The organism is Mangrovimonas aestuarii (assembly GCF_028767185.1).
Lineage (GTDB): Bacteria > Bacteroidota > Bacteroidia > Flavobacteriales > Flavobacteriaceae > Mangrovimonas_B > Mangrovimonas_B aestuarii.
Map to the genome: position 1 here is coordinate 100,484 of NZ_JARACK010000003.1, position 24,512 is coordinate 124,995.

The window sequence follows — 24,512 nt, forward strand, 5'->3', positions numbered from 1 at the left end:
AGCCACCCCATTAAACCCTGTTTTTTTTTAACTTTACGGTTAGCACAACTTTACTTTCCCTTTCTACCCCACAACTTAATTTCTAAATTCTATCTATTATGAAAAATTTGTCATTGCTTTTTGGGGTTCTATTTCTATTCATCACTTTAAGTTGCAAAAAAAACACCAACTCTAGCAATGAGACGGTTGTAGATCAAGAGCAACCTGCAACAACTTCAGATGAAACCATTCCTGAGTCCAACCCCTTAAAAAATGTGTATTGGGGAGAAACCCACAACCACACAGGGAATTCGTTTGACGTTTATTTATTTGGCACGCCAAACTCAACACCAGATACAGCTTACCGCTTTGCAAAAGGAGAGGAAGTTACCAGCCCAACTACTGGGAAAACCATGCAAATAAGTAAACCTTTAGATTTTCTTGTAGTTGCAGACCATGCGGAATTGCTAGGCTCTATATCCTTAATGTATGAAAATACCGCAGGAATAAGCGACACAAAAACAGGAAAGGCCTTTTTAGGAATTGCCCCAAATAAATCGGAAGAAAACATGCAAAAAATCTACGATATCCTAAATTATGCAGCTTTCGACCAACCTAACGAGGCTAATCTAACGAGTAAAGATCTTGTTGGTGATTTTGGTGGCACAAAGGTTTCTGAAGCCTGGTCGCGATATATTGAAACTGCCGAAGCTCATAATGACCCCGGAACCTTTACCTCTCTCATAGGATGGGAATGGTCCTCAAACAATGGTGGTGCCAATTTACACCGCGTGGTATTTATGCCTCAAGGAGGTGACGTTGCAAATCAGTTCATTCCTTATAGCGCACTTGACAGTGACGACCCTGAAAATCTATGGGCTTGGCTAGACGAAACAAGTGCGCGTACTGGAGCAGAATTCGTTGCGATACCCCATAACCCGAATATTAGTTTGGGACTCATGTTTCCCGAAACCCGTTTGAATGGTAAACCTGTGGATAAGGCTTATGCTGAAACCCGAATGAAGTGGGAGCGTTCTGTAGAGATTACCCAAATTAAAGGAGACTCTGAAACCCACCCAGCTCTATCGCCCAACGATGAGTTTGCCGATTTTGAAACCTATGATTTTGCTCTAACCCCAGATGGGACACGACCTGCTCCAACCAAAGCAGATTATGTACGCTCTGGTTTGATGACTGGATTAGAACTTGAAAAGAAAATTGGCAAAAACCCTTATAAAATTGGATTTGTTGGAAGCTCCGATTCCCATACCGGAATGTCTGCCATTGAAGAAACCAACTTTGCAGGGAAAGGTCAACATGATTCCGAACCTAAAAAACGTGCACACCCCACAGGCATTGGTTCCTCCAAAGGATGGGATATGGGTGCTGCCGGATGGGTGGGCGTTTGGGCCGAAAGTAATACCCGCCAGAGTATTGTAGATGCCTTTCAACGTAAAGAAGTCTATGCTACCACCGGGCCACGCATCACCTTACGTGTGTTTGGCGGCTATAATTTTACCGAAAGTGACCTGAATGCTGAAATGGTAAAAACAGGCTATGGCAAAGGCGTTCCTATGGGTGGCGATTTAAATAAAACTGCAAATGACACGGCCCCTGGTTTTTTGATATCCGCAGTAAAAGATCCTGATGGTGCCAATCTAGATAGAATTCAAGTGGTAAAGGGTTGGTTGAATGCAGATGGCACTTCCGATGAGAAAATATATGATGTTGCCTTATCTGATGGCAGAACAGATGGAAACGTAAAAGTAGGAAACACCGTAGACATTAAAACCGGTAAATATACCAATACCATTGGCGAGGCCGAATTAAAAGTGTATTGGACAGATCCAGACTTTAACCCTAGTCAAAGCGCTTTTTATTATGTAAGAGTCTTGGAGATTCCAACACCCAGATATTCTTTGTATGACGCTATTGAACTGGATATTGATGTCAAAGAAACTAATCATCCAGCCACTATTCAAGAAAGGATTTATAGTTCTCCCATTTGGTATACGCCGTAATACACTACAAACTAAAAAAAGAAAGATTTTTTCATTTGATGACAATTGTAAGAATAGTTTAAAGGCTGCTCTTACAATTGTTTTTTTAGACCCTTCACCACCTATAAACAAAACACTCATTAACAAACCTTTATATGTTTTTTTTTGAAATATTTTATGTACATTTAAAAGGCACCATTTCTATTGCACAAAACCAGTTAATCAACAAAATATAGTGATCCCTCCTTAACCCTTATAAAAAAATTAAAACCATGAAAAACGTATTTGTTTTAATTATCTTTTTTGCTCTACTCATTTTTAACAGCTGCAAACAAGAAGGAAGCTCCAACAATCAAAATGAAGGCATCGCTACCGATACCACCGCTACAACTACCAATGAGGTAAAGGAAAACCCCAACCGTGATGTATATTGGGGTGATCAACATGTACATACGGCTTGGTCTGCCGATGCAGGAGCCGCAGGAACGCGGGTAGGCCCGGAAGAAGCCTTACGCTTTGCCAGAGGGGAGGAAATTACCAGTAATACGAATAAAAAAGCCAAACTAAATAGGGCATTAGATTGGGTTGCCATTACCGACCATTCCGATGGTGCGGGAGTGATCAACGCTGTAATTGAAGGAGACCCGAAAGTAATGGGCGACCCTATAGTTGCTCAATATCATGAGGACATTAATGCAGGGGGCGAAAAAGCTGCTGCAGTCATGATGGATCTAATCAATAGACAATCTAACAATAATCTTCCTGAGGTATTTACCGACCCTGAGTTTGCCAAAACTACTTGGAACAGAAACATCGACATTGTTGAAAAATACAACGATCCCGGAAAATTTACCGCATTTATCTCTTACGAATGGACTTCTAATTACGGAGGTGGAAATAATTTACACAGAAACGTAATTTATAGAGATGGCCCCAGTAAAGGGAAACAGGCTAGCCCAATGACCACATTCGATTCTGAAAACCCTGAAGAACTTTGGAAATGGATGGCCAATTTTGAAGAAACAACAGGAGGGCAGGTTTTAGCCATCCCACATAACGGAAATTTATCCAATGGATTAATGTTCCAAGAAACCGCTTTCGACGGCAGCCCATTAACACCTGAGCTAGCGGCTTTACGAAACAAATATGAAGTGTTATATGAAACAACTCAAGGTAAGGGAACCAGTGAATCCCACCCACTTTTATCGCCTAATGATGAATTTGCGGACTTTGAATTATGGGACAAAGGTAATTTGGTAATGGTTCCTAAAAAGCAAAGCATGATAAAAACCGAATATATCCGGGAGGCCTTAAAAAATGGGTTAAAACTTGAAGAAAAAGTAGGCGTTAATCCCTTTAAATATGGCTTAGTAGGTGGCACCGACACCCATACCGGTATGAGTGCCGCTGAAGAAGATAATTTTTGGGGAAAATACGCAAATGAAGAGCCCAGTCCGGAACGTACAGAAGAAAAAGCATTAGACTTTCCATCGGGATTTATTATGGCCTGGAAGTTAGGCGCATCAGGGTATACGGGCGTTTGGGCAACATCCAACACTCGCGAAGCATTATGGGATGCCATGAAGCGAAGAGAAACCTATGCTTCTACCGGTCCTCGCATGACTGTAAGATTCTTTGCAGGCTATGGCTATAGCGAAGACGATTTAAACGCCAATAATATGGCAGAAATAGGATATCAAAAAGGTGTACCCATGGGAGGTGACCTTAAAGCAAATCAAGAAGCGACTCCAAACTTTATGATTTATGCACGAAAAGATGCCGAAGGTGCCAATTTAGACAGAGTACAGGTTGTAAAAGGCTGGCTGGACGCCGATGGTAAAACCCATGAAAAAATATATAATGTGGTTTGGGGAGATCAGGATAAGCGCCAAATCTCTGCTGATGGCAAACTACCGGATGTAGGTAATACTGTAAATCTGGAAGATGCAACCTGGAGCAATACAATTGGTGCAGAAGAACTGAAAACAGTTTGGACAGACCCCGATTTTGACCCTTCCTTAAAGGCGTTTTATTATTTACGCGTTCTGGAAATACCCACTCCCAGATGGACGGCCTATGATGCTGTGCGATTCAACCTTGAACTGGAAGAAGAAGTAACCACAACACTTCAGGAAAGAGCATACACTTCCCCTATATGGTATATTCCTCAATAAAACAAAACACCTACAATATGAAAAAAATATTTAAAGAGCCCCTTTTCCACTTTATGCTTTTGGGCGCTACAATTTTTGCAGTGTATTTTCTTTTTTCTCCAAACGAGAATAATGAAAACCAGATTGTTATAGACGATAATAAGTTGGAGCACATAAACGCCCTCTGGGAACTTCAATGGAAACGTCAACCCACAGATGAAGAAATGCAACATTTGGTAGAGAACTACATTAAACAGGAAGTTCTTTACAGGGAAGCGCTTAGAATGAATCTGGACCACAACGACGAAATAGTGAAGCGCCGTCTGTCTCAGAAAATGGAATTCATGACCAGCGATTTAACAAAAATGATGGCCCCTGTTACCGACGAAAACCTGCAAAAATACTATACTGAAAACAAGGAAAAGTTCCGGGTAAATTGTCAGTATAGTTTTAACCATGAACTTTTCACTTCTTCCTTTCATGAAGCCCCGTTTAACAAGGCGCAAGAAGTGTTAAACAAAAATGAAAAAAGCGCTGTGAAAAACATAAAGGGAAAAGGCGACAACGTTTCGATTCCATTAAATTTTACAAACGCCTCTGAACATGACATAATCAGAAATTTAGGCACCGATTTTTATAATAGCTTAGAAGACCTCCCAACAAATGAATGGGCCGGCCCCATTACCTCAGGTTTTGGTGAGCATTTGGTTTTTATTAGTGCTAAAACCCCAGCATACATTCCTGCTCTTAAGGAAATTCGTGACGTCGTTAAAAGAGACTATGAATACGCCATAGAATCCAAGAACAAGGAACTTATCTATAAGGAACTGAAAAAGAATTATGACATCATTATCAAGTCTGAAAATTTTAAGGACTTTGATAAAGGGAAACTATTTGCCACCTTAAACCAAAACAATGAAAGCAAATAAACCACACCATTACCTAATACTTTTGTTCCTTTTATTTTTTGGAGTTAACAGCATGGCTCACGAAGTACGGCCTGCCTCTTTACACTTGAACCAAATAGACGAAAATACATTTCAGGTCTATTGGAAAGTGCCCAGAAAAGGAGAAATGGTAATTAGGCTGCAGCCGGTTTTTCCGGAGGCGACTGATTTGATTCAAACCGAACTCCCCAAGATAATGGATGGTGCTATGGTTTATACATTCGAACTGAAAACAGACAAACCTTTGTATGGCCAGAAGGTTTTTATAAATGGTCTTGAAAAAACTTTGGTGGATGTATTGGTTACCGGGACATACCTGAATGGAGAAAAAATTTCACTTATGCTCAAACCCAGTTCCAATAGCGGCAATTTCCCCAAGGCAGAGGACAAACTATCCGTAATAAAAAACTACTTGGTATTGGGAGTAGAACATATTTGGTTTGGTATTGACCATCTGTTATTTGTATTGGCCCTAATCATTATTACCGTAGGATTTAAAAAAATTGTAAAAACCATTACAGCCTTTACTATTGCACATAGCATCACTTTAAGTATGGCTGTTTTAGGAATTGCTAATTTACCCGCCCCCCCGGTGGAGGCAGTCATTGCGTTAAGTATTGTCTTTTTGGCTTCAGAGATAATAAAAAACATTCAAGGAAAAGAAACACTTACCAGCAAAAAGCCTTGGTTGGTAGCCTTTACTTTTGGACTACTTCATGGTTTTGGCTTTGCTGGAGCATTGGCTGAAGTAGGCTTACCTCCAACGGAAATTCCATTAGCATTGGCTTTTTTTAATGTAGGAGTAGAATTGGGACAAATTGTTTTTGTAGTGGTTGTTTTGGGCCTTCTTAAAATTCTATCACTTAAAAAAGATTGGTCTCCAACTTTAAAACAAATTCCCGCTTATGCCATAGGATCGATTGCCGCCTTTTGGACTTTAGAACGTATAATCGGATTTTGGATTTAAAAAAGCTAGACCCTTTTCTTTCACTCTATTAATAATTGAGTAATGAATATCAATTTCTAAAAACATGAACCTATTTGAATTATTTATTTTCCCGGATAATTAAGTACAAAACCGTCACTAACAAAAAGAAACTTATGAGATGGTCATTCTTTGTTAACGGTTATCCCTGATCTAATAACTCTTAACCAATTAACACAATCAGTTAATTGGATTCATGGGTATTACATAAACAACCACAAAACCAGCTTCATAAACAATTTTTCCAAATTTCCTTTTATCACTACTAATGTTTAGTTCGCTTTAATTATTTTTAGGGTGTTTTGATTTTATATAACATAATGTTTATTTCCTATTGAATTATTCCAAATTAATAGCCGGAACCATGACTTGGGGCAGTTGGGGTAAAAATCTATCAACATCCCAAATGAACACCCTTATTCATCATTGCTTGGATAATGGTATTACTTCTTTTGACCATGCCGATATCTATGGCGGTTATACCACTGAAGCGGATTTTGGCAAAGCTTATAAACAAAGCAACATAAAACGGGAAGACGTACAGTTCATTTCCAAATGCGGCATACAATATCTTACTGAAAACCGAAACAATAAGGTTAAGCATTACGATTATAGAGCTGAATACATTATTTGGTCTGTTGAAAACTCACTCAAAAACCTCCAAACAGATTACCTTGATTTGCTTTTATTACACAGGCCCAGCCCGTTAATGCAGCCTGTGGAAATATCTAAAGCTATTACACTCTTAATGGAATCTGGAAAAATCAAGGATTTTGGCGTTTCTAATTTTACACCTTCACAAACCGAACTTATTGCTTCGACTGTAACTATTTCGGTTAACCAAATTGAGTTCTCTATCACACAACATGAAGCAATGCACAATGGAAGCTTAGATCAGATGACTTTAAATAACATTACCCCTATGGCTTGGTCACCTTTGGGAAGTGTTTTTAAAACTAAAGGCGAACAAAGCGAAAGAATTTTAAATCAGCTCGAACCTTTAACCGAAAAGTACAATGCCTCCATAAGCCAACTTTTACTGGCTTGGATTTTAAAACACCCTGCTGGCATACATCCAGTTTTTGGAACAACAGATAACACAAGAATAACCAATGCTGCCAGAGCAGCAAACATCACCTTGGATTTGGAGGACTGGTTTTTAATACTAGTAGCCAGCCAAGGCCATAAAGTACCTTAAAACAAATGAATAAAACAGCACTGATAACTGGAGCAACCAGTGGCATAGGGAAAGCTACGGCTTACGAATTTGCAAAACACGGCATCAACCTTATTCTATGCGGTCGCCGTAAGGACCGATTAGAAAATTTAAAAAATGAACTCAAAACACAAACCAATGTTTACATACTCACTTTTGATGTAAGAGATAAAGAAGCAGTGAGTAAAGCGATAGCGTCGCTGCCCAATGAGTTTAAAACCATCGACATATTAATCAATAATGCTGGAAATGCGCATGGTTTAGATCCAATACATGAAGGCGCTATTGAAGATTGGGATGCAATGATGGATATTAATGTAAAAGGACTTCTTTATGTGAGCAAAGCTATTATTCCACAAATGACAGAAAGGGAATCGGGCCACATAATAAATATAGGTTCTTCTGCTGGCAAGGAGGTTTACCCTAAAGGCAATGTATATTGCGGAAGCAAACACGCTGTTTTGGCTATTACCGAAGGTATGCGCATAGACCTTAATCCTTATAACATTAAAGTATCAGCAATTAATCCTGGACTTGTAGAAACCGAATTCTCTAAAGTAAGGTTCAAAGGCGACGCAAAAGCCGACGATGTTTATAAAGGTTACGAAGCACTTCAACCAGAAGACATAGCCGACATCATCTACTTTACCGTATCGCGTCCTGCACACGTTAATCTTGCCGATATTTTGGTATTTCCCACAGCACAGGCCAACAGTACAACGGTAAAGAAAAACCTATAAAAATGATTAACAAACGCCTTTTGATAAAAAACCTTTTGGCCCATAATGACGAGAACAGCTTTTACGACAAAAAGCTCCGTATTGATATTGGTGAAAAGGAAGGAAAGGCTAAATTTCTCAAACATATCTGTGCGCTCTCCAACAGCAACCCCAACAACAATTCATATATCGTTATTGGGGTTCAGGATGACGACAACAAAATAATTGGTGTTGATTTTTTTGACGATAGTAAAATCCAAAACCTAATTAATGCCTATCTAACCAACCCCCCTATTGTTCAATACGAAAACATACCATTCCCCCATCTCCCCGATGACAAAGTTGTAGGGTTGGTAACCATAAGACCTAAAGGAAACAATGAGGTTACTTCCCTGCGTAAAAACATATGGAAGTATTATGGAGGTTCCGTTTTTTTTAGAGATGGTAGCATGAGCATGCCTAAAGTTTTTGACATTGAGATAAAGGACACAAATTCTCCTATTGTAAAATCTATTGAAGATCACGCACAAAACAACATTGAACATACTCTGGATGGTGTTTTCCTATTCATGAACAAACGCCAAGATTACAACCCTCAATATAAGGTTTTCAAAGAGTACTTCGTAGTTTGTTGGGCCGGCCAGAAAAAAGCAGTCAAGGATAAAGTTTATTTTTCACGTGTAGACATTGAATTGGTAAACGAGCAGGTTAGACTTTTTTTCTCAAATCAAGACGAAGTTACCATTACCTATGACAACGATTATTTCAAAATTGTAGAATATGTTCATCTTGGGCTCCAAAACTCTTACAAATATTACGAACTTGAAGAAACACTAATAAAATTTAACAACAACGCTTCCTACTCAATAGAAACTCAGCTACTATTTCAACCCCCGCAATACGACAAAAAAGTTCTTCATCACATATACAATAGCAACAATGCCTTACTCTCAAAATTAAAAAAAGGAATTACACTTACTTCAAATGAGGAAAAAGACCTTAAAAACCTACCCGCCACATATTTAATATGCTACTTAAACCTGTTTCATGAAGCTATTGACAAGCTTACTGAAGCCAAACCCTACATTAGAGCCCATAGTAAAGAAGTCTACATTCTTTATAAAGATGTGATGCGAATTCTACGTAAAATGAAATACAACTAAGTCAAAATATACACTAAAACTGACCAACAATATAGTTTTACCAACCAACAATACCTACCTACCCTAGCTGATTATATAATAAAACATACTTTTACTCCAGCTAATAATCAGTACAAAACAATCTTGTCTCTGCAAGGCTAGCGCTAAAAGGAACAAGGTTTTTGAAAAACCAACTCTTATTTAAAAATACCGCTCATGACCTGGGCGGTTTTTTTTATATCAAAAAGTCAAATCCATACCTGCCAATTCCCTATTTAGAATCCCTGGAGTCGCTCAGTTCCTGTTCTAATTTTTTCACCCTATTTTTCCAAACATCTATACCAACTTTATTTCCATCTTTAGATATTGTTATACCTAACAAATAACCAAAAAAAGCTCCGAAGAGTCCAGTAAACAAAGGGATTATAATACACCAATTCATATTAATCTTTAACTTATTTATCGACTGTTATAACCACACGGCTCTTTAAATTATATTCTTCAGCCTTATTTCCATTAGCTTCTGGTTCGTCCCATCCTCTTCTGCCTCCCACATTTACACTACTTTTTGGCAAACCGTGAGCCACCAAAAATGTCTTAGCAAAATTGGCCAAGCTTCTTCCCAAAACCATATTATCTTCGTGATTTTCTATATCATATGAATATCCCACAATATTACAACTAGCTTCTACATTCATACTCAAATACTTAAACAAACCCGAAATTTTCTCACGCTGTTCTACCGTAAGTTCAATAGTGCTCCCATCAGCTTTAAAGTACAAGATCAAAGGCTTAGCTTTAACCTTATCAAAGGTAGCTTTTAACTGTTCCTCCAAAACAGCATCCCTTTCAAAAACAACTAAAGACAAAGGACCTATACAAATCTTATTATACATTTGTAACGAATCCCGCTGCTCTTCTGCAACATCTATTTGGTTAGACGGCACCCCGTAGGAAACCAAAAAGTTTCTCACCTGAAAGGCTCTTGCAAGCCCAAGACTTGATAAAGCAGAAGTATTTGTTTCATTTTTACCGTAAAAACCTGTTACCTTGACCATTCTAGAAGGCGATCTCTTCAAATAAGCCCCTAAGGAATCAACTCCAATAATTACACTCTTTTCCAAAGGTTTCATAATTTTATAATCGGAGACATAAAACATGAGATTGTCTTTACAATGGTATTCAAACAGGTCATCCTGATCGGTAATTGAAAAGGGATAAACTGGAAGTTCGCCTATTTTATTGTTCTTTTGGTTCTCGAAAGCAGAAAGATTATTCTTACAGCAGATTGACCAATTTAAGGCCACACCAATCCCCGTAACGACAACAATACAGAAAAGATAAAACAACTTAACCTTCATAACAAACCAAAAAATAGACATTTAATATATTAAATATCAATAGAATAACCCCAAAAAGCAGATAATAATCGACAAAACACATGATTTCAAAATCATTGTCTTTCAGTCAACAAAGGCCTTACCCACAATCAACGTAAAACTCAATAAAAACAAAAAGCACTTTGAGGTGTTTCAAAGTGCTTTTTAAAGACTAACTCGTTATTACTATTTATTTTATTTAAAATCAATAAAAGGTAAAACGAGTTAGCCGCCATCGGCTTTACAGCCACTACTTACGACAGCCAGTTTTAATGGGCCGCAAGAATTCACAAGCAAGGTTCTTCTTAAAAATTTCATCATTGAATAATTTTCAATTATCAAATCCTCAAAACCAGAAGGGTTAGGTTCTTTCACAAACTATAAATAATTACACACAACCTGTTCACGACACCTTCATAACCCTACAGTTACAAAATAGATGCGTTGTAGTAAAAAAGGTTGCGTGTTAAAAATTGTGTGCTCATAAAAGAAGTATTATTTTAGCGTGAAATCTATTAAGATAACAATGGAAATGAGCAAAGAAAAAGAAGCAAAACTAAAAGCACTCCAACTTACACTGGACAAGCTAGATAAAGCCTACGGAAAAGGAACAGTAATGAAAATGAGCGACGCTGCCATTCAAGATGTGGAAGCGATTTCCTCTGGGTCACTAGGCCTTGATTTGGCTTTAGGTGTAGGCGGGTATCCACGCGGTCGTGTCATCGAAATATATGGACCTGAATCTTCAGGTAAAACAACACTAACCCTTCACGCTATTGCTGAAGCACAAAAATCTGGTGGTATTGCTGCCTTTATAGATGCAGAGCACGCCTTCGACAGGTTTTATGCTAAAAAATTGGGCGTTGACATAGACAACTTAATTATTTCACAACCAGATCATGGAGAACAGGCCTTAGAAATTGCCGATAACTTGGTTCGCTCTGGAGCAATAGATATAATTGTAGTTGATTCTGTTGCTGCATTGACCCCAAAAAGTGAAATAGAAGGAGAAATGGGGGATTCTAAAATGGGACTTCAAGCCCGTTTAATGTCTCAAGCCCTACGTAAACTTACAGCCTCAATAAGCAAGACTAACTGTACGATGATTTTCATTAACCAATTACGTGAAAAAATCGGTGTGATGTTTGGAAATCCAGAAACTACAACTGGTGGAAACGCACTTAAGTTCTATGCCTCTGTGAGACTGGATATAAGACGTTCTACCCAGATTAAAGACAGTGCTGGTGAGGTTGCCGGAAACAAAACAAGAGTTAAGGTTGTTAAGAACAAAGTAGCACCACCATTTAAAACCGCTGAGTTTGATATCATGTATGGCGAGGGTGTTTCAAAAGTAGGAGAAGTTCTCGATATTGCCGTAGAAAGCGATATCATCAAGAAAAGTGGCTCTTGGTTTAGTTATCAAGACACTAAACTAGGCCAAGGTAGAGATGCTGTAAAAGCCATTATTAAAGACAATCCAGAGTTGATGGAGGAATTGGAGGTTAAAATAAAAGAAGTTATTGCCGCTGCCTCAGAGTCTTAATTCCCTTCTTATAATTATATAATAAAATCCCGGACATTTTCCGGGATTTTTTTTTGGCCAACGCAACCATTTCCGCAAACAAACATCTAACTACTAAACAATAAAATTATTAATTTAGTAATGAAGCAATTACTGTTTTTAAGTGTATTGGCATTAATGATTTCATCCTGCAGTCTTGACGATGATAATAATTACAATGATTATTACTACGAATTCATCCCAATAGAAAATGCAGAAGTTCCTGAGTCGTTCCAGTTAGGTGAAACCTACACGATTACGGTAGAGTATTTCAGACCAACAACCTGCCACTATTTTAGTGAATTCTATTTTGAAAAATCTGAAAACGAACGCACTATTGCAGTAGTGAATTGGGTTGAAGTTCGGGATAACTGTCAAAATCTGGAAAACGACCTAGAGGAAAAATCTTTTAATTTTATAGTCACTCAAACGGGAACGTATATTTTTAAATTCTGGCAGGGTGTAGATGAAAATGATGTTGACCAATATTTAACTTATGAAATACCGGTAACAGAATAGATTTTTAACAAACAAAACAACCATTTGACCTTAGAACAACTGATAAAGCAATGCCAGCGTAATAACACTAATGCGCAAAGCGAACTTTACAAGCTCTTTTCGGGCAAGTTGTTTTCTGTTTGTCTAAAATACTCACGCAATTACTCAGAGGCTGAAGACAACCTCCAGGATGCTTTTTTAACTATTTTCAATAAAATATCTCAATATAAACATAAAGGTTCCTTTGAAGGCTGGATGAAAAAAATCGTCATCAACACAGCATTACAGCGCTACAGAGAAAAAGGAGTGTTTAGTTTGGTTCATGAAGAAATAGAAGATACAGAAGTTACACTCTCCATTGAGGAAGAAAGCTTATCCTTAGATTACTTACTGGGGCTAATCCAACAGCTTCCCGACCGTTACAGGCTAGTATTCAACCTCTATGTACTTGACGACTATTCACATAAGGAAATATCAAGAATGCTAGAAATAAGTACAGGTACTTCAAAATCCAATTTGGCAAGAGCAAGATATATACTTAAGGAAAAAATAGAGCAGGATAAGGTAAAACGATTAAGCAAGCTATATAATGAATGACAAGAAACATATAGATCGCCTGTTTAAGGAACAATTTAAAAACTTTGAAGCTAAACCAAGTGACAAAGTTTGGGACAACATCCAAAAAGAACTAGGCAACGATAAAAGAAAAAAACGTATTGTCCCAATTTGGTGGCGCTATGCAGGTGTAGCAGCTTTATTGCTCTTATCCCTCATTATTGGGAGCAGATTCTCCTTTAACAGTGTTGAAAACAATCCCACTATAGTTAATTCGCAGGAAGAGCAAATTAATCCATCTATAAAACAAAAAGAAGATTCAAAGATTGATTTTAAAGAGAGACAAACTCATTCACAACCCGAACCTATAAACTCGGTGCTAAACCAAATAAAATCAGACCCTCATAAAAACTCAGGTTTTAACCAAAATAATGCTCTTGCATCAACAAAAATCAATAAAAGCGAAAAAAACACAGCAGAAAACCAACTACCAAATTTAATCTCAACATCATATTTAACCACACATCCTTTTTCATTTAACAGTCCGCTTCCTAACTCAAATTTAACCATAGAAAATACTGAAACAGAAGAATTGACAATCGAGGAAGCTATTGCCCAAACTGATAATACAATAAAAGAGTCCAAAGATTATCTCCGCTGGCAAGTATCGCCAAATGTAGCTCCTGTTTACTTCAACACCTTAGGTAAAGGGTCTTCAATCGACCCTCAGTTCAATGAAAATAAAAAACAAGGCGATGTTAACATGAGCTATGGTTTTAAAGCAAGCTACTCCATAACTGATAAATTGAGCATTCGCTCAGGAATAAACAATGTAGCTCTAGGCTACAATACTACAAACGTTTATGTGTACGATGCACTAAGTCGATCCCCTCAAAGTCAAGAATTACAAAATGTTTCAACAAGCAGAGATCAGGTATCAGTGACAAGCTCTAGTTCGTTTGCTTCGAATGAAGCTACAGCCTTTAAGGAAGAGGTTCAAGGAAGTATTGACCAGCAAATGGGCTTTTTGGAAATACCTTTAGAATTGGAGTATAAGTTAAGTGAAAGAAGATTAGGGGTAAATCTTATAGGTGGATTTAGCTCATTATTCTTAAACAAAAACTCCATTTATACAGAAGTTAGTGGTTCTCGTGACTATTTGGGGGAAGCTAATAATATTAACCAAACTAGTTATAGTGCAAATTTAGGTTTAGGATTGGATTACAAGTTCAGCAAACGATTTAAATTAAATCTAGAACCTACTTTTAAATATCAATTAAACACTTTTAAAAACACCTCTGGAGATTTTAAACCTTACTTTTTAGGGGTGTATACAGGCTTTAGTTTTAAGTTTTAGTTAGATGGTTTCCCCATTTACTGTGCCTTGGGGAGCAATGATGATTAAGGCCGCTCTAATTGAGCGGCTTTAGTTTTACCATTAAATACAATCAATTGATCATAAATAACTTCCCAAGCCTGCACATTAAGTGCTTTGGTATCAGCAACGGTTAATGTATTGGTCTGAAGAAAACGATGTATTTTAACCCGCATGAGCCCAGGACTTCCACTAAAAAAGTTATATGAAAAACGCTTTTTATTGTCTGCAAAGGTTAAAGGAGCAACCGGTATTTTATGATTAATGGCTAACCTAAATGCACCATCTTTGAAATCATCTAAGAATATTTCTTCATCTGGAACACCTCCCTCTGGAAAAATACAAACACTTAAACCTTGTTTTAATCGTCGTTGTGCTCTTAAAAAAACGGCTTTTCTACTTTCGGTACTGGATCTATCCACTAAAATACAGGTGCGCTTATAGAAAAAACCAAACAAAGGAATTTTAGCCAATTCCTTCTTACCTACAAAAACAAAAGGATTTTTTACACTTACCAACATCAGCATAATATCGGTCATAGAAGTATGGTTTGCGATAAACATATAGCTGCTATCTTTTTCGGGGGATTCTTCCTTTTCAATCTTCCAAACAAATCCCATACCTAAAAGCACTGTTTTCGCCCAAAGCCTAGCCAATCTAAAAAAGAGAGAATACCATTCATCCCGCATTATAGATACAAGTAAGAAAGGAAACAATACGATTATGGTAATACCCATTAATAGATAAAACCATATGCGCCATAATATGTAAAAAACTTTCTTGAACGGATTACTCATGTGAGCAAATGTATCAAAAAATACTTAACGCATTTTATCTAATCCCCCCTTATAAATGGTAAAAACCATTAGAAGGCAACCTAATAAATCTTGTCGTAATTAAAAAAAGGAGATTTTTCTTAATGGAAACTCCCGTCTAGAAATAATTTTAGCTCAATAAATGATTTAACATTCTATCTCTATTAATCACAAACAAGAAACGGAAAAAGATATCGTTTGTAAATAGCCCATACTGCTATACTATAAACAATTAAAATCACATTAGCGAACACTTACTTGTCCAATAAACTAAGGCTTAGACCGACTCTAAGCGGGTCACTTCAGAGAGTTACCAGTATATAATTTTATCATTTTAGTGTTAAATAGAATAAGCTGCAAGACTTTACTTTCCCATTTGTTTAAGAAACATAAATAATTTCCGTTTTTTTGTAAAAAATTAATATTATGGCAAGGATACTAACAGGAATCCAGAGTACCGGCACCCCTCATTTAGGGAATATTCTAGGAGCCATTATGCCGGCTATCGAGCTCTCTAAAACTTCGGAAAACGAATCGTTTTTGTTCATTGCAGACATGCACTCTTTAACACAGATTAAAGATGCTGCCACACTGCGCCAAAACACCTATAGCGTTGCCGCAACATGGCTTGCCTTTGGACTGGATATTGACAAAGTGGTATTCTACAGACAAAGCGACGTTCCCCAAACCACAGAGCTTACCTGGTACCTAAGCTGTTTTTTTCCATACCAAAGACTTACACTGGCACACAGTTTTAAAGACAAAGCCGACAGATTAAGTGATGTTAATGCAGGATTGTTTACCTACCCAATGCTAATGGCTGCAGACATTTTAATGTACGACGCAGAAATTATCCCTGTAGGTAAAGACCAATTACAACATATTGAAATGACAAGAGATGTCGCCTCTCGTTTTCACAATTTAATGGGTGAAGCTTTTGTTATTCCTGAAGGACGTGTTCAAGAAAACACTATGCTTATTCCCGGTACTGACGGTGAAAAAATGAGTAAGAGCAAGGGCAACATTATAGACATTTTCTTACCAGACAAAAAACTGCGCAAGCAAATAATGTCTATCCAAACAGATAGTACACCTTTAGAGGACCCAAAAGACTGGAGCACCTGCAATCTGTTTGCTATCTATAAGCTCTTAGCATCAGATGAACAAACTCAAACAATGAAAGCCAATTACGAAAATGGTGGCTACGGTTACGGACATGCAAAGCAAGCTCTTTATGAATTGATCTTAGAACAATTTGCCGATCAACGTGAAAAGTACCATTATTACATGGAAAATCTAGAAGAGCTTGATAAATCTCTAGCTATAGGTGCTAAAAAAGCTCATAATGTAGCTGATTCTGTTTTAAAACGTGTTAGGGAAAAAGTGGGATATTAAATTATTTCGAACCATTTTCCCGGAAGAGGTCTCACAACTCCTTTTAACTCCATATTCAGCAATATGCCTGCAACCTTAAATGTGGGCATATTGCAGTTTAGGGCTATTCCATCCAACAATTCCCTTCCGTTACTTTTCAAAAAATGATAAACGGTTTTCTCTTCGTTTTCCAATTCAACAAAGAGTTGTTTTTGTATTGGTTTACCTTCTGTTTCCAACTCCCAATTCAACATATAAGGAATATCTAAAGGAGTGGTCAACATATGCGCCTGTTGGTGCTTTATAAGGTTGTTGCACCCTGAGCTTTGGCTATCGGTCACCCTACCAGGAACTGCAAACACTTCACGGTTATAAGAGTTAGCAATATCTGCGGTCACCAAACTACCTCCTTTCTCCGCCGACTCTATTACAATAGTCGCTTGGCTCAATCCTGCAATAATTCTGTTTCGTTTTAAAAAATTCTCCCGATCCGGATTGGCTGTACTCCAAAAATCGGTCATAAAACCACCGTTTTCTTCAACTCTGGAAACATAGCGTTTATGCGGTTTTGGATATATCTGATTAAGTCCATGGGCTAAGCAACCAATGGTTTGCAGCCCATTATCAATAGCTGCTTTTTGGGCCGTAATATCGGTACCATAAGCAAAACCAGAAACAACAATAGGATTGTAGGGGGCTAAAGTTTCAACCAACTCCTCACAAAAAGACTTACCATTCACAGTAATCTGACGTGTACCTACTATACTGATTATTGGTTTGTGCTTGATATCGATATTCCCTGTTCCAAACAATAACACCGGACCATCAATACAATGTTTTAAATTTTCGGGATAGTCGTTATCGGTAAAATACCAGTATTGAATATTATTATCTTTTATAAATCGTAATTCATCTTCAGCCGAAGAAAAATCAACATGCTTAAGGTATTGGGCTATCACTGTTCCTACGCCATCAATTTTGGCCAAAGTATGAGGTTTTTCATCTAACACAGACTTTGCACTTCCGCAGGCAGCAATGAGTTTTTTGGCTGTTGTGTCACCAATTTTTCGTACTTGCTGCAAGGCTAAAATTGCGATTAAATCGCTATCGTTGATCATATAACTCTGTTTTTCAGATACAATTAAGTAAATTTTACGCTGTTAATAAATAGTTAACAAGATATTTTATCCCAATTCAAAAATTTCTAAATTTGTTTTTATGCAATTAGAAACTTACATCAGCGATTTACTGTACCGATATGACTGTGTTATTGTTCCAAACTTTGGAGCGTTTTTAACACAACGCGTGTCAGCAAAGGTGCACGACACAACACATGCCTTTTATCCACCAAAAAAAGTACTGTCGTTTAATGAGCAAATAAAAAACAACGACGGCCTTTTGGCACACTACATAGCCGATGTGGAAAAGATTCCTTTTGAAGTAGCTGTTCAAAAGATTGAAAAACAAGTAACCTATCTAAAGTCAGAACTAGCAGCAGGCAAGCTCTTATCTTTTAAAAACATAGGAAATCTTAAGAACAATGGTGAAGGAAAAATGGTTTTTGAACCATCATACCATCTTAACTATTTAACCGATGCCTTTGGGTTATCGCAGTTTGTTTCACCTTGTGTATCACGCGCTGAAGATGTATTTACATTGCATCAGGAAAGTACAGAAATTGAAAAAACTGTCGAGCCGGCTATCTCTACAATTCAAGAAAAAGTTACTGAAACAAAAAAATCCAGACCTTATTTACGATATGCTGCCATCGTAACCATAGGCTTAACCGTAGCTGGGTTTACAAGTTCTAATTATTATAAAAACCAAATTGAATCACAAAACCAATTGGCTCAAAAGGAAGCTACAAAACAATTGGAAAGCAAGATTCAAGAGGCTACATTTATTATAGACAACCCACTACCTGCAGCTACACTTACCATTGAAAAACAAAATGGCAATTACCATATTATAGCAGGTGCATTTAGAGTCAAAGAAAACTCAGATAAAAAAGTTGAAGAACTTCGTGCATTAGGGTATCGCGCTCATGACATAGGTGTTAATAAATATGGACTACACCAAGTAGTGTACCAAAGCTACAACACAAGGGAAGAAGCCGTAGAAGCCTTAGAAGGGATTCGAAAATCCAGCAATCGTGATGCTTGGCTATTGGTAAAAGCTTTAGACTAAAACTCTTTATCCAACAATATAAAAATCCCGAAAGCAAAAACTTTCGGGATTTTCATTTATTGTTATAAAATTCTAAATGAATAAGCTAAAATAATAATTCATAGTACCTTTGTACTAGATTAAAAATCTTACAAATGAAGGCCAAGACACCAGAAGCATCTAAAACAACTATGACAGATTTGGTTTTACCAAGTGAAACCAACCCACTTAACAACTTATTCGGAGGAGAATTATTGGCAAGAATGGATCGAGCAGCCAGTATTGCAGCCAGACGCCACTCAAGACGAATTGTGGTAACGGCATCGGTAAACCATGTGGCGTTTAATCGTTCTATTCCATTAGGCAGCGTAGTAACCGTAGAAGCCAAAGTATCCCGTGCTTTCAAGACATCTATGGAGGTTTTTATAGACGTATGGATTGAAGATCGAGAATCGGGCATGAGAACCAAGGCCAACGAAGCCATTTACACCTTTGTAGCTGTAGATGAAACCGAAAGACCTGTGGAGATACCTGAAATCGTTCCGGAAACAGATCTGGAAAAAGAACGCTTTAATGCCGCTTTACGTCGTCGTCAATTAAGTTTGGTACTTGCAGGAAAAATGAAACCTCATGACGCAACCGAACTAAAGGCCATTTTTGAATAAACACTACATTTTATAAATCCAAAGGGCTGGATTTTGAAATTCTGTTTGATTCTTACTACTTACTTGAATTACACTAAAGGTTAGTTCACTTTTACTATCTGAAGGGTCTGTAAACACCTCGCCTATTGGCTGCTTGGTGTTTACTTTATCACCTTTTTTAACATATACCTTACCTAGATTCTTGTAGGCGGTTATATAATTTCCGTGTTGAATTAATACGGTTGGATTCCCACGCTTTAAGGCTTGTACTGCCAATACTTCACCTTGAAAAACAGTACGTACTTGCTCGCCTTTATTTGTAGCAATGCGAACACCACTACTTTGTATAATTGCAGTCTTCACCACAGGATGAGGTTGTTTACCAAATCGCAAGGTGACAATCCCCCTTTCAACAGGCCACGGCAACTTACCTTTGTTATTAACAAAATTGGCCGCAAGAGCTTTTGCCTCAGCAGTGATTGTGAATGCCGAGGTCGAGCTACTGGCCTTTCCTGCCTTTTTATTGGCATTGGCTATTGCCTCGCGGATCAACCTTTCAATCTCATTATCTATTTTATCGGCTTCTTTTTGTTTTTCCTTAATTTGTGAGGCATACTTATTCAAATCCTTTTGTATGGAAGCCATTAAACTTTGATGTTGCTTACGCTCTCCCTCCAATTGATTTTGAACCTTTTTGTTCTCGACAATAAGCTGTTGTTTTTCTTCTTTTTGGTCTGACAGTTTCTGGTTTATTTGCTGAAGCTCTTCTGTTTTTAGCTTAATTGTCTCGCCTTGTTGTTTTTGGTAATCGGCATACTGCTTAATATACTGAGCTCTTTTGTAGGCCTGCTTAAAATTTGATGATGATAGCAAAAACATAATTCGACTCTGCTCACTCTTACTTTTGTAAGAATGAACGATCATCTCTGCATAACTTTCTTTAAGGGAATTGAGCTCTTCCCTTAGCTTGGTAATTTGCTTTTGATTAGTATTGATTTCTCGAGTAAGCAAATTTGCCTGTTCATTGGTTACTGCTATAAGATTAGACTGAACGTTTATTTTATAGTTCAAATCCTCTATCAACGACAATTGCGATTTTTGCTTGCCCTTGTTCTCAAATAAAAGCTTATTAATTTGAGCAATCTCACTGCGTAAAGCTTGTCTGCGATCTTCTAACTCCTGTTTTTTTCGGCTTTGAGACCAAACCACAGAAGACAACAACATAAAACATACTATAAGGGATGTTTTGAAAGCTATAGGTAACTTCATTTATTTGAGCACTAATTCATTAAACCCAGAGGGTATTTTAAATGGGAATCTTACTTCATCGTTCAAAGATACTGTTTTAAACTCCAAATCAATGATAGTTTCTTCGGTTACATTTAAGGCAATAACCTTGATTCGCTCTGGCAAAATCTGGTCTCCAATGTCTTGATATTTTAAATAGTCTATCTGCAATAATTTAGACTGGGAATTCTGTGCCAATTGCTGAGAACTAATCTTAAAATTTTTTGGACTAAGAATATAAAACAACTCATATAACAAAGGTTGCTGTTTTGGCTGCAGTAAATACTCATTTTCATGAACAGACAACTCACAATCATTACCTTTAAGTTCAAATAGTGCTTCACCCATCAACAAATTCTGAACTTTCTGAAAATCAACTTCAGTCCCTAATAAGTTGGTCAACAATTCAAAATCACCTTCAAAAAAGGTGTTATCCAATTTATTATAAAACCTAACTTCCAAAGGAGTTATCATCAATTTAGCCATAGAAAAGGGAGCACTCATCCAGATGGCCTTATCCTTTTCCATCCTCAAGTTTATTGTAGTTCCCTTACTATCATCTACAGTAGTGTAGTTAGCTTTTACTTTTGCCGTTAATGTTTTAAACTTAGCTGTTCTTCGGTTATTTTCCTTAACCACCTGTTTTGCCGTAAGTGTTAAATCAGGAGTATCAGATGTCGCAATACGGGCTGATTTACATCCTACACCTAAAACAACCATCATAGCCCCTAAGAGTATGCTTAAAAAACGATTATTTCGCATTAATTTGATATTTGTAACTGTTTGGCCTTATCATTAAACTGCTTTGCTTTGTCAATGTTGTTAAGCAGCGTATGAGCCTCACTTAATTGTTGATAGAAATCGGCCTCCATTGCAGCATCATCGATTATATAATCTAAGCCCATTTCCAGAGTGGTAATAGCCTTTTGAGGTTCGTTAAGGTTATTAAGTGCAACACCATTTATAAGGTACAGCACAGGCTGCGAAGGATACTTAATAATTGCTCTTCCGCTTCCTTTATGCGCTTCTTCAAATTGTTTAAGATCGATTTGAAGCAATAGAATATTTCGGATGACACCAAAATTATCACTTTCTAAATTCAAGGCTTCTTGATAATACTTCAAGGCCTTATTTTTATCACCCTTAGACAAGAAATATTGGGCCACTTCAACGTAGCTGGTAGCAGAGTTAACATCTCCTGATATGGTGGTCGCTTCAACCAAGTTTGGTTCGTATTGAGGATTATCTCCTACAAACTTTACAAAATCTGAAAGCACCAACATTTTTGCTTCTGGCTTAATCTGTGGACTTTTCATTACTATTTTCATTGACTCGACAGCTTGATCTGGCTTATTGTCATCCAGATAAAACTTGTATAAAGCTAAGTGAACCATTTGGGAATTAGGCTTAATTTCCAGCAACTTTTTAGCTGTTTCGTAAGCCTTCTCCTTTTCATTATTTTCACTGTAACGATAAATTAACGCCAAATAATTCGACTCCTGATCCGGATGGTCTTCCACACGTTCTTCCAGATTTTCAATCTGGTCTTTTTTACGGCCAGTTATATCGTAAATCTGATTTCTCAATTGATCCCTTCTAAAGGAAATTCCCAAATCCTCATCCAGCTCATCAAGTATTTCCAATGCATCATTATAACGTTCGGTTTTCACATAAAGTGCAGCAAGGTCTTCTTTGTAATCTGGATGATACTTAACCAACTGTTTTACGGTTTTTATGGCTTTATCGTAGTCATCTTGCTGAGCATATACATCATAAAGTTCATCTAGATACCACTCATTGTCAGGTTCTTTTCTAACAGCTTTTTTTAGAGCATCTTCTGCAGCCCCAAAATTTTTAAGCTGATTATAATTTTTCCCTAACTCATAGTATACAACAGATTCTGAATCGTCTATTTCAAGACATTTTAAAAGCTCACTAACTGCACGATCGTAGTTTTCAATACCCTTTTGTTTTAACGCTTCAAAAAAATGCTCCTGAAAAGCATCAGAAACATTTCCTAAATCATCATCAGGAGTCTTGTTAAAGTCAATTTGTGCAATAAGTATCCCTGAGCCCATAATAAGGCTGAATACGATAGTAAATATGTATTTTTTAACTAGCATTGTTCAGTTAGCACTGCCAAAAGCGGATATATTCTATTCCAAAACAGAATAGTCCCCAATACTGATAGATTTGAAATTGCCGTCGTACTTAACGTGATTTCCTATCATGGCTTCGTCTAAATTAGCATTTTTAATGCTTGTATTGGTCTGTATTAAACTATTTTTAACGGTTGCGTTTTCAATGACACAGTTGTTTCCAATAGAAACGTTAGGACCAACAGTACTATTGTTCAGCACTACATTTTTACCAATGTAACAAGGCTCTATAACTTGCGAATTGTTTAATTGCACAGAACTATGCACCAATTGCTCATCTCCATCTACGCTTAAAAAATGTAGCATTTTACTGTTTGTCTCTACAGTAACCGCCTTATTCCCACAATCCATCCATTCGCTTACAGTTCCTGTTTTAAACACTTTTCCTTCGGCCATCATGCGCTTAATACCGTCGTTGATTTGGTATTCGCCACCGTTCATTATATTCTCATCTAAAACCTCTTGAAGCTTTTGCTTTAAAACAGCAACATCTTTAAAGTAATAAATGCCTATTACAGCTTGATCGCTAACAAATGTTTCCGGTTTTTCTACCAGCTCCACAATGTGGTTCTGAGCATTTAGTTTTACAACTCCATAAGCCTCAGGATTAGCAACCTTTTTGGTCCAGATTACGCTATCAGCATCCTCATCTAAATCAAAATTGGCACGGATCAAAGTATCGGCATATGCAATTACTACTGGCCCGGACAAAGAATCCTTAGCACACATTATGGCATGACCAGTCCCAAGTGGATTATCTTGTCGGTATATCGATGCTTTAGCTCCAAGACTTTCGGCCAATTGGGTCAGACTTTCTACTACATCGTCACCAAAAAACGCTGGGTCCCCCAAAACAAATGCAACCTCATCAATTGGTTGATTAAGAACTTTAGCAATATCCCTTACCAATCTATGTACAATAGGCTGTCCTGCAACCGGAATTAAAGGTTTTGGAACAGTTAGGGTATGTGGTCGCAGGCGAGATCCTCTACCTGCCATAGGTACTATAATTTTCATATATGTTTTCCCGTGTAAACGGAGTTCTTATTAAGTTAAACTTTTAAGATTTTATTTGTCATTTTAGGCATTTGGCCTTACTTACTTTACACCAGTACTACCAAACCCTCCTTCGCCACGAACTGTTTCAGTAAGTGCCTCTACCTCTAGCCACTCGGCACGTTCATGCTTGGCTATAACCATTTGGGCAATGCGCTCACCATTTTCAATTGTAAAGGCTTCATTTGAGAGATTAACCAAAATCACTCCTATTTCACCCCGGTAATCAGCATCTACTGTTCCAGGAGCATTCAAAACAGTTATTCCCTTTTTGGCCGCAAGCCCGCTTCGAGGACGCACCTGAGCTTCGTAACCAATGGGAAGTTCAATAAACAAACCTGTTTTTACAATGCTTCGTTCCAAAGGCTGTAAGGTTATTGGCTCAGCTATACAGGCTCTCAAATCCATTCCAGCCGAAGCTATGGTTTCATAACTTGGCAACTCATGCCCAGAAGTATTTATAATTTTTATTTGCATAATTATATCGTATCTGAAAGACGTA

22 protein-coding genes are annotated in these 24,512 nt (G+C 37.5%); 14 read left to right on the forward strand and 8 right to left on the reverse strand.

The window, feature by feature from the left end:
• Positions 1 to 98 precede the first annotated feature (98 nt).
• From PWU04_RS05165 to PWU04_RS05195, 7 genes are all read left to right on the forward strand, one after another.
• Positions 99 to 2,000 carry a DUF3604 domain-containing protein gene (locus PWU04_RS05165; RefSeq protein ID WP_274474783.1) on the forward strand — a complete coding sequence of 634 codons (1,902 nt, stop codon included), beginning with the start codon at positions 99 to 101 and terminating at the stop codon, positions 1,998 to 2,000.
• A 251-nt stretch (positions 2,001 to 2,251) separates the two neighbouring features.
• Positions 2,252 to 4,153: a DUF3604 domain-containing protein gene (locus PWU04_RS05170; RefSeq protein WP_274474784.1), complete on the forward strand. Its 1,902-nt coding sequence runs from the start codon at positions 2,252 to 2,254 to the stop codon at positions 4,151 to 4,153.
• Between the two features lie 17 nt (positions 4,154 to 4,170).
• On the forward strand, positions 4,171 to 5,061 hold the full coding sequence (locus PWU04_RS05175) for a peptidylprolyl isomerase (RefSeq protein ID WP_274474785.1): 891 nt from the start codon (positions 4,171 to 4,173) through the stop codon (positions 5,059 to 5,061).
• Positions 5,048 to 6,046 carry a HupE/UreJ family protein gene (locus tag PWU04_RS05180; RefSeq protein WP_274474786.1) on the forward strand — a complete coding sequence of 333 codons (999 nt, stop codon included), beginning with the start codon at positions 5,048 to 5,050 and terminating at the stop codon, positions 6,044 to 6,046. Before PWU04_RS05175 ends, PWU04_RS05180 begins: the two co-directional genes overlap by 14 nt.
• Before the next feature lie 352 nt (positions 6,047 to 6,398).
• On the forward strand, positions 6,399 to 7,262 hold the full coding sequence (locus PWU04_RS05185) for an aldo/keto reductase (protein ID WP_274474788.1): 864 nt from the start codon (positions 6,399 to 6,401) through the stop codon (positions 7,260 to 7,262).
• 5 nt (positions 7,263 to 7,267) lie between these two features.
• Positions 7,268 to 8,020: an SDR family NAD(P)-dependent oxidoreductase gene (locus tag PWU04_RS05190; protein ID WP_274474789.1), complete on the forward strand. Its 753-nt coding sequence runs from the start codon at positions 7,268 to 7,270 to the stop codon at positions 8,018 to 8,020.
• Positions 8,021 to 8,022: 2 nt separating this feature from the next.
• The gene (locus PWU04_RS05195) at positions 8,023 to 9,162 is read left to right on the forward strand and encodes an ATP-binding protein (protein ID WP_274474790.1); all 1,140 of its coding nucleotides are present in this window, start codon (positions 8,023 to 8,025) and stop codon (positions 9,160 to 9,162) included.
• Between the two features lie 434 nt (positions 9,163 to 9,596).
• Here the strand turns inward: PWU04_RS05195 and PWU04_RS05200 are convergent, their stop codons facing one another.
• Positions 9,597 to 10,523, reverse strand: coding sequence for an OmpA family protein (locus PWU04_RS05200; RefSeq protein ID WP_274474791.1), 927 nt, complete (start codon positions 10,521 to 10,523; stop codon positions 9,597 to 9,599).
• Positions 10,524 to 11,052: 529 nt separating this feature from the next.
• On the opposite strand from PWU04_RS05200, the gene recA reads away from it, so the two are divergent.
• The 4 genes from recA (at position 11,053) to PWU04_RS05220 (ending at position 14,491) form a co-directional block, all read left to right on the forward strand.
• A complete protein-coding gene (recA, locus tag PWU04_RS05205) occupies positions 11,053 to 12,063 on the forward strand; it encodes a recombinase RecA (RefSeq protein WP_274474792.1) in 1,011 nt (336 codons plus the stop codon).
• Positions 12,064 to 12,183: 120 nt separating this feature from the next.
• The gene (locus PWU04_RS05210) at positions 12,184 to 12,600 is read left to right on the forward strand and encodes a hypothetical protein (RefSeq protein WP_274474793.1); all 417 of its coding nucleotides are present in this window, start codon (positions 12,184 to 12,186) and stop codon (positions 12,598 to 12,600) included.
• A gap of 24 nt (positions 12,601 to 12,624) precedes the next feature.
• Complete coding sequence (locus tag PWU04_RS05215) at positions 12,625 to 13,176, forward strand: RNA polymerase sigma factor (protein WP_274474794.1); 552 nt, start codon at positions 12,625 to 12,627, stop codon at positions 13,174 to 13,176.
• Positions 13,169 to 14,491: an outer membrane beta-barrel protein gene (locus tag PWU04_RS05220; RefSeq protein WP_274474795.1), complete on the forward strand. Its 1,323-nt coding sequence runs from the start codon at positions 13,169 to 13,171 to the stop codon at positions 14,489 to 14,491. The genes PWU04_RS05215 and PWU04_RS05220 overlap by 8 nt, the downstream gene beginning before the upstream one ends.
• Before the next feature lie 44 nt (positions 14,492 to 14,535).
• On the opposite strand, the gene PWU04_RS05225 is transcribed toward PWU04_RS05220, so the two are convergent.
• On the reverse strand, positions 14,536 to 15,306 hold the full coding sequence (locus tag PWU04_RS05225) for a lysophospholipid acyltransferase family protein (protein ID WP_274474796.1): 771 nt from the start codon (positions 15,304 to 15,306) through the stop codon (positions 14,536 to 14,538).
• Positions 15,307 to 15,750: 444 nt separating this feature from the next.
• Between PWU04_RS05225 and trpS the strand changes: the two genes are divergently transcribed.
• Positions 15,751 to 16,719 carry a tryptophan--tRNA ligase gene (gene trpS, locus PWU04_RS05230; protein WP_274474797.1) on the forward strand — a complete coding sequence of 323 codons (969 nt, stop codon included), beginning with the start codon at positions 15,751 to 15,753 and terminating at the stop codon, positions 16,717 to 16,719.
• Here trpS and dprA read toward each other — a convergent pair.
• A complete protein-coding gene (gene dprA / locus PWU04_RS05235; protein ID WP_274475015.1) occupies positions 16,716 to 17,813 on the reverse strand; it encodes a DNA-processing protein DprA in 1,098 nt (365 codons plus the stop codon). The two genes, trpS and dprA, sit on opposite strands and share 4 nt — an antisense overlap.
• A 103-nt stretch (positions 17,814 to 17,916) precedes the next feature.
• Here dprA and PWU04_RS05240 point away from each other — a divergent pair, with 103 nt between their 5' ends.
• On the forward strand, positions 17,917 to 18,885 hold the full coding sequence (locus PWU04_RS05240) for an HU domain-containing protein (protein ID WP_274474798.1): 969 nt from the start codon (positions 17,917 to 17,919) through the stop codon (positions 18,883 to 18,885).
• Positions 18,886 to 19,019: 134 nt separating this feature from the next.
• Positions 19,020 to 19,529: an acyl-CoA thioesterase gene (locus PWU04_RS05245; protein ID WP_274474799.1), complete on the forward strand. Its 510-nt coding sequence runs from the start codon at positions 19,020 to 19,022 to the stop codon at positions 19,527 to 19,529.
• 3 nt (positions 19,530 to 19,532) lie between these two features.
• Here PWU04_RS05245 and PWU04_RS05250 read toward each other — a convergent pair whose 3' ends face one another.
• The 5 genes from PWU04_RS05250 to dut all read right to left on the reverse strand — a co-directional run bounded on the left by PWU04_RS05250 (position 19,533) and on the right by dut (position 24,487).
• The gene (locus PWU04_RS05250) at positions 19,533 to 20,777 is read right to left on the reverse strand and encodes a murein hydrolase activator EnvC family protein (RefSeq protein ID WP_274474800.1); all 1,245 of its coding nucleotides are present in this window, start codon (positions 20,775 to 20,777) and stop codon (positions 19,533 to 19,535) included.
• A complete protein-coding gene (locus tag PWU04_RS05255) occupies positions 20,778 to 21,557 on the reverse strand; it encodes a DUF4292 domain-containing protein (protein WP_274474801.1) in 780 nt (259 codons plus the stop codon). It abuts the gene before it with no gap.
• The gene (locus tag PWU04_RS05260; RefSeq protein ID WP_274474802.1) at positions 21,557 to 22,918 is read right to left on the reverse strand and encodes a tetratricopeptide repeat protein; all 1,362 of its coding nucleotides are present in this window, start codon (positions 22,916 to 22,918) and stop codon (positions 21,557 to 21,559) included. Before PWU04_RS05260 ends, PWU04_RS05255 begins: the two co-directional genes overlap by 1 nt.
• Before the next feature lie 33 nt (positions 22,919 to 22,951).
• Entirely contained in the window at positions 22,952 to 23,971 is a 1,020-nt protein-coding gene (locus tag PWU04_RS05265) for a sugar phosphate nucleotidyltransferase (protein WP_274474804.1), read from the reverse strand.
• An 81-nt stretch (positions 23,972 to 24,052) separates the two neighbouring features.
• Positions 24,053 to 24,487, reverse strand: a complete 435-nt coding sequence (gene dut, locus PWU04_RS05270; RefSeq protein ID WP_274474805.1) for a dUTP diphosphatase — start codon at positions 24,485 to 24,487, stop codon at positions 24,053 to 24,055.
• Positions 24,488 to 24,512 lie beyond the last annotated feature (25 nt).

Bases quoted from the DNA above. Each gene is read 5' to 3' on its own strand.
- PWU04_RS05165 (WP_274474783.1), top strand. From the start codon at position 99: ATGAAAAATTTGTCATTGCTTTTTGGGGTTCTATTTCTATTCATCACT.
- PWU04_RS05170 (WP_274474784.1), top strand. From the start codon at position 2,252: ATGAAAAACGTATTTGTTTTAATTATCTTTTTTGCTCTACTCATTTTT.
- PWU04_RS05175 (WP_274474785.1), top strand. From the start codon at position 4,171: ATGAAAAAAATATTTAAAGAGCCCCTTTTCCACTTTATGCTTTTGGGC.
- PWU04_RS05180 (WP_274474786.1), top strand. From the start codon at position 5,048: ATGAAAGCAAATAAACCACACCATTACCTAATACTTTTGTTCCTTTTA.
- PWU04_RS05190 (WP_274474789.1), top strand. From the start codon at position 7,268: ATGAATAAAACAGCACTGATAACTGGAGCAACCAGTGGCATAGGGAAA.
- PWU04_RS05195 (WP_274474790.1), top strand. From the start codon at position 8,023: ATGATTAACAAACGCCTTTTGATAAAAAACCTTTTGGCCCATAATGAC.
- PWU04_RS05200 (WP_274474791.1), bottom strand. From the start codon at position 10,523: ATGTCTATTTTTTGGTTTGTTATGAAGGTTAAGTTGTTTTATCTTTTC.
- recA (WP_274474792.1), top strand. From the start codon at position 11,053: ATGAGCAAAGAAAAAGAAGCAAAACTAAAAGCACTCCAACTTACACTG.
- PWU04_RS05210 (WP_274474793.1), top strand. From the start codon at position 12,184: ATGAAGCAATTACTGTTTTTAAGTGTATTGGCATTAATGATTTCATCC.
- PWU04_RS05220 (WP_274474795.1), top strand. From the start codon at position 13,169: ATGAATGACAAGAAACATATAGATCGCCTGTTTAAGGAACAATTTAAA.
- PWU04_RS05225 (WP_274474796.1), bottom strand. From the start codon at position 15,306: ATGAGTAATCCGTTCAAGAAAGTTTTTTACATATTATGGCGCATATGG.
- trpS (WP_274474797.1), top strand. From the start codon at position 15,751: ATGGCAAGGATACTAACAGGAATCCAGAGTACCGGCACCCCTCATTTA.
- PWU04_RS05240 (WP_274474798.1), top strand. From the start codon at position 17,917: ATGCAATTAGAAACTTACATCAGCGATTTACTGTACCGATATGACTGT.
- PWU04_RS05245 (WP_274474799.1), top strand. From the start codon at position 19,020: ATGAAGGCCAAGACACCAGAAGCATCTAAAACAACTATGACAGATTTG.
- PWU04_RS05250 (WP_274474800.1), bottom strand. From the start codon at position 20,777: ATGAAGTTACCTATAGCTTTCAAAACATCCCTTATAGTATGTTTTATG.
- PWU04_RS05255 (WP_274474801.1), bottom strand. From the start codon at position 21,557: ATGCGAAATAATCGTTTTTTAAGCATACTCTTAGGGGCTATGATGGTT.
- PWU04_RS05260 (WP_274474802.1), bottom strand. From the start codon at position 22,918: ATGCTAGTTAAAAAATACATATTTACTATCGTATTCAGCCTTATTATG.
- PWU04_RS05265 (WP_274474804.1), bottom strand. From the start codon at position 23,971: ATGAAAATTATAGTACCTATGGCAGGTAGAGGATCTCGCCTGCGACCA.
- dut (WP_274474805.1), bottom strand. From the start codon at position 24,487: ATGCAAATAAAAATTATAAATACTTCTGGGCATGAGTTGCCAAGTTAT.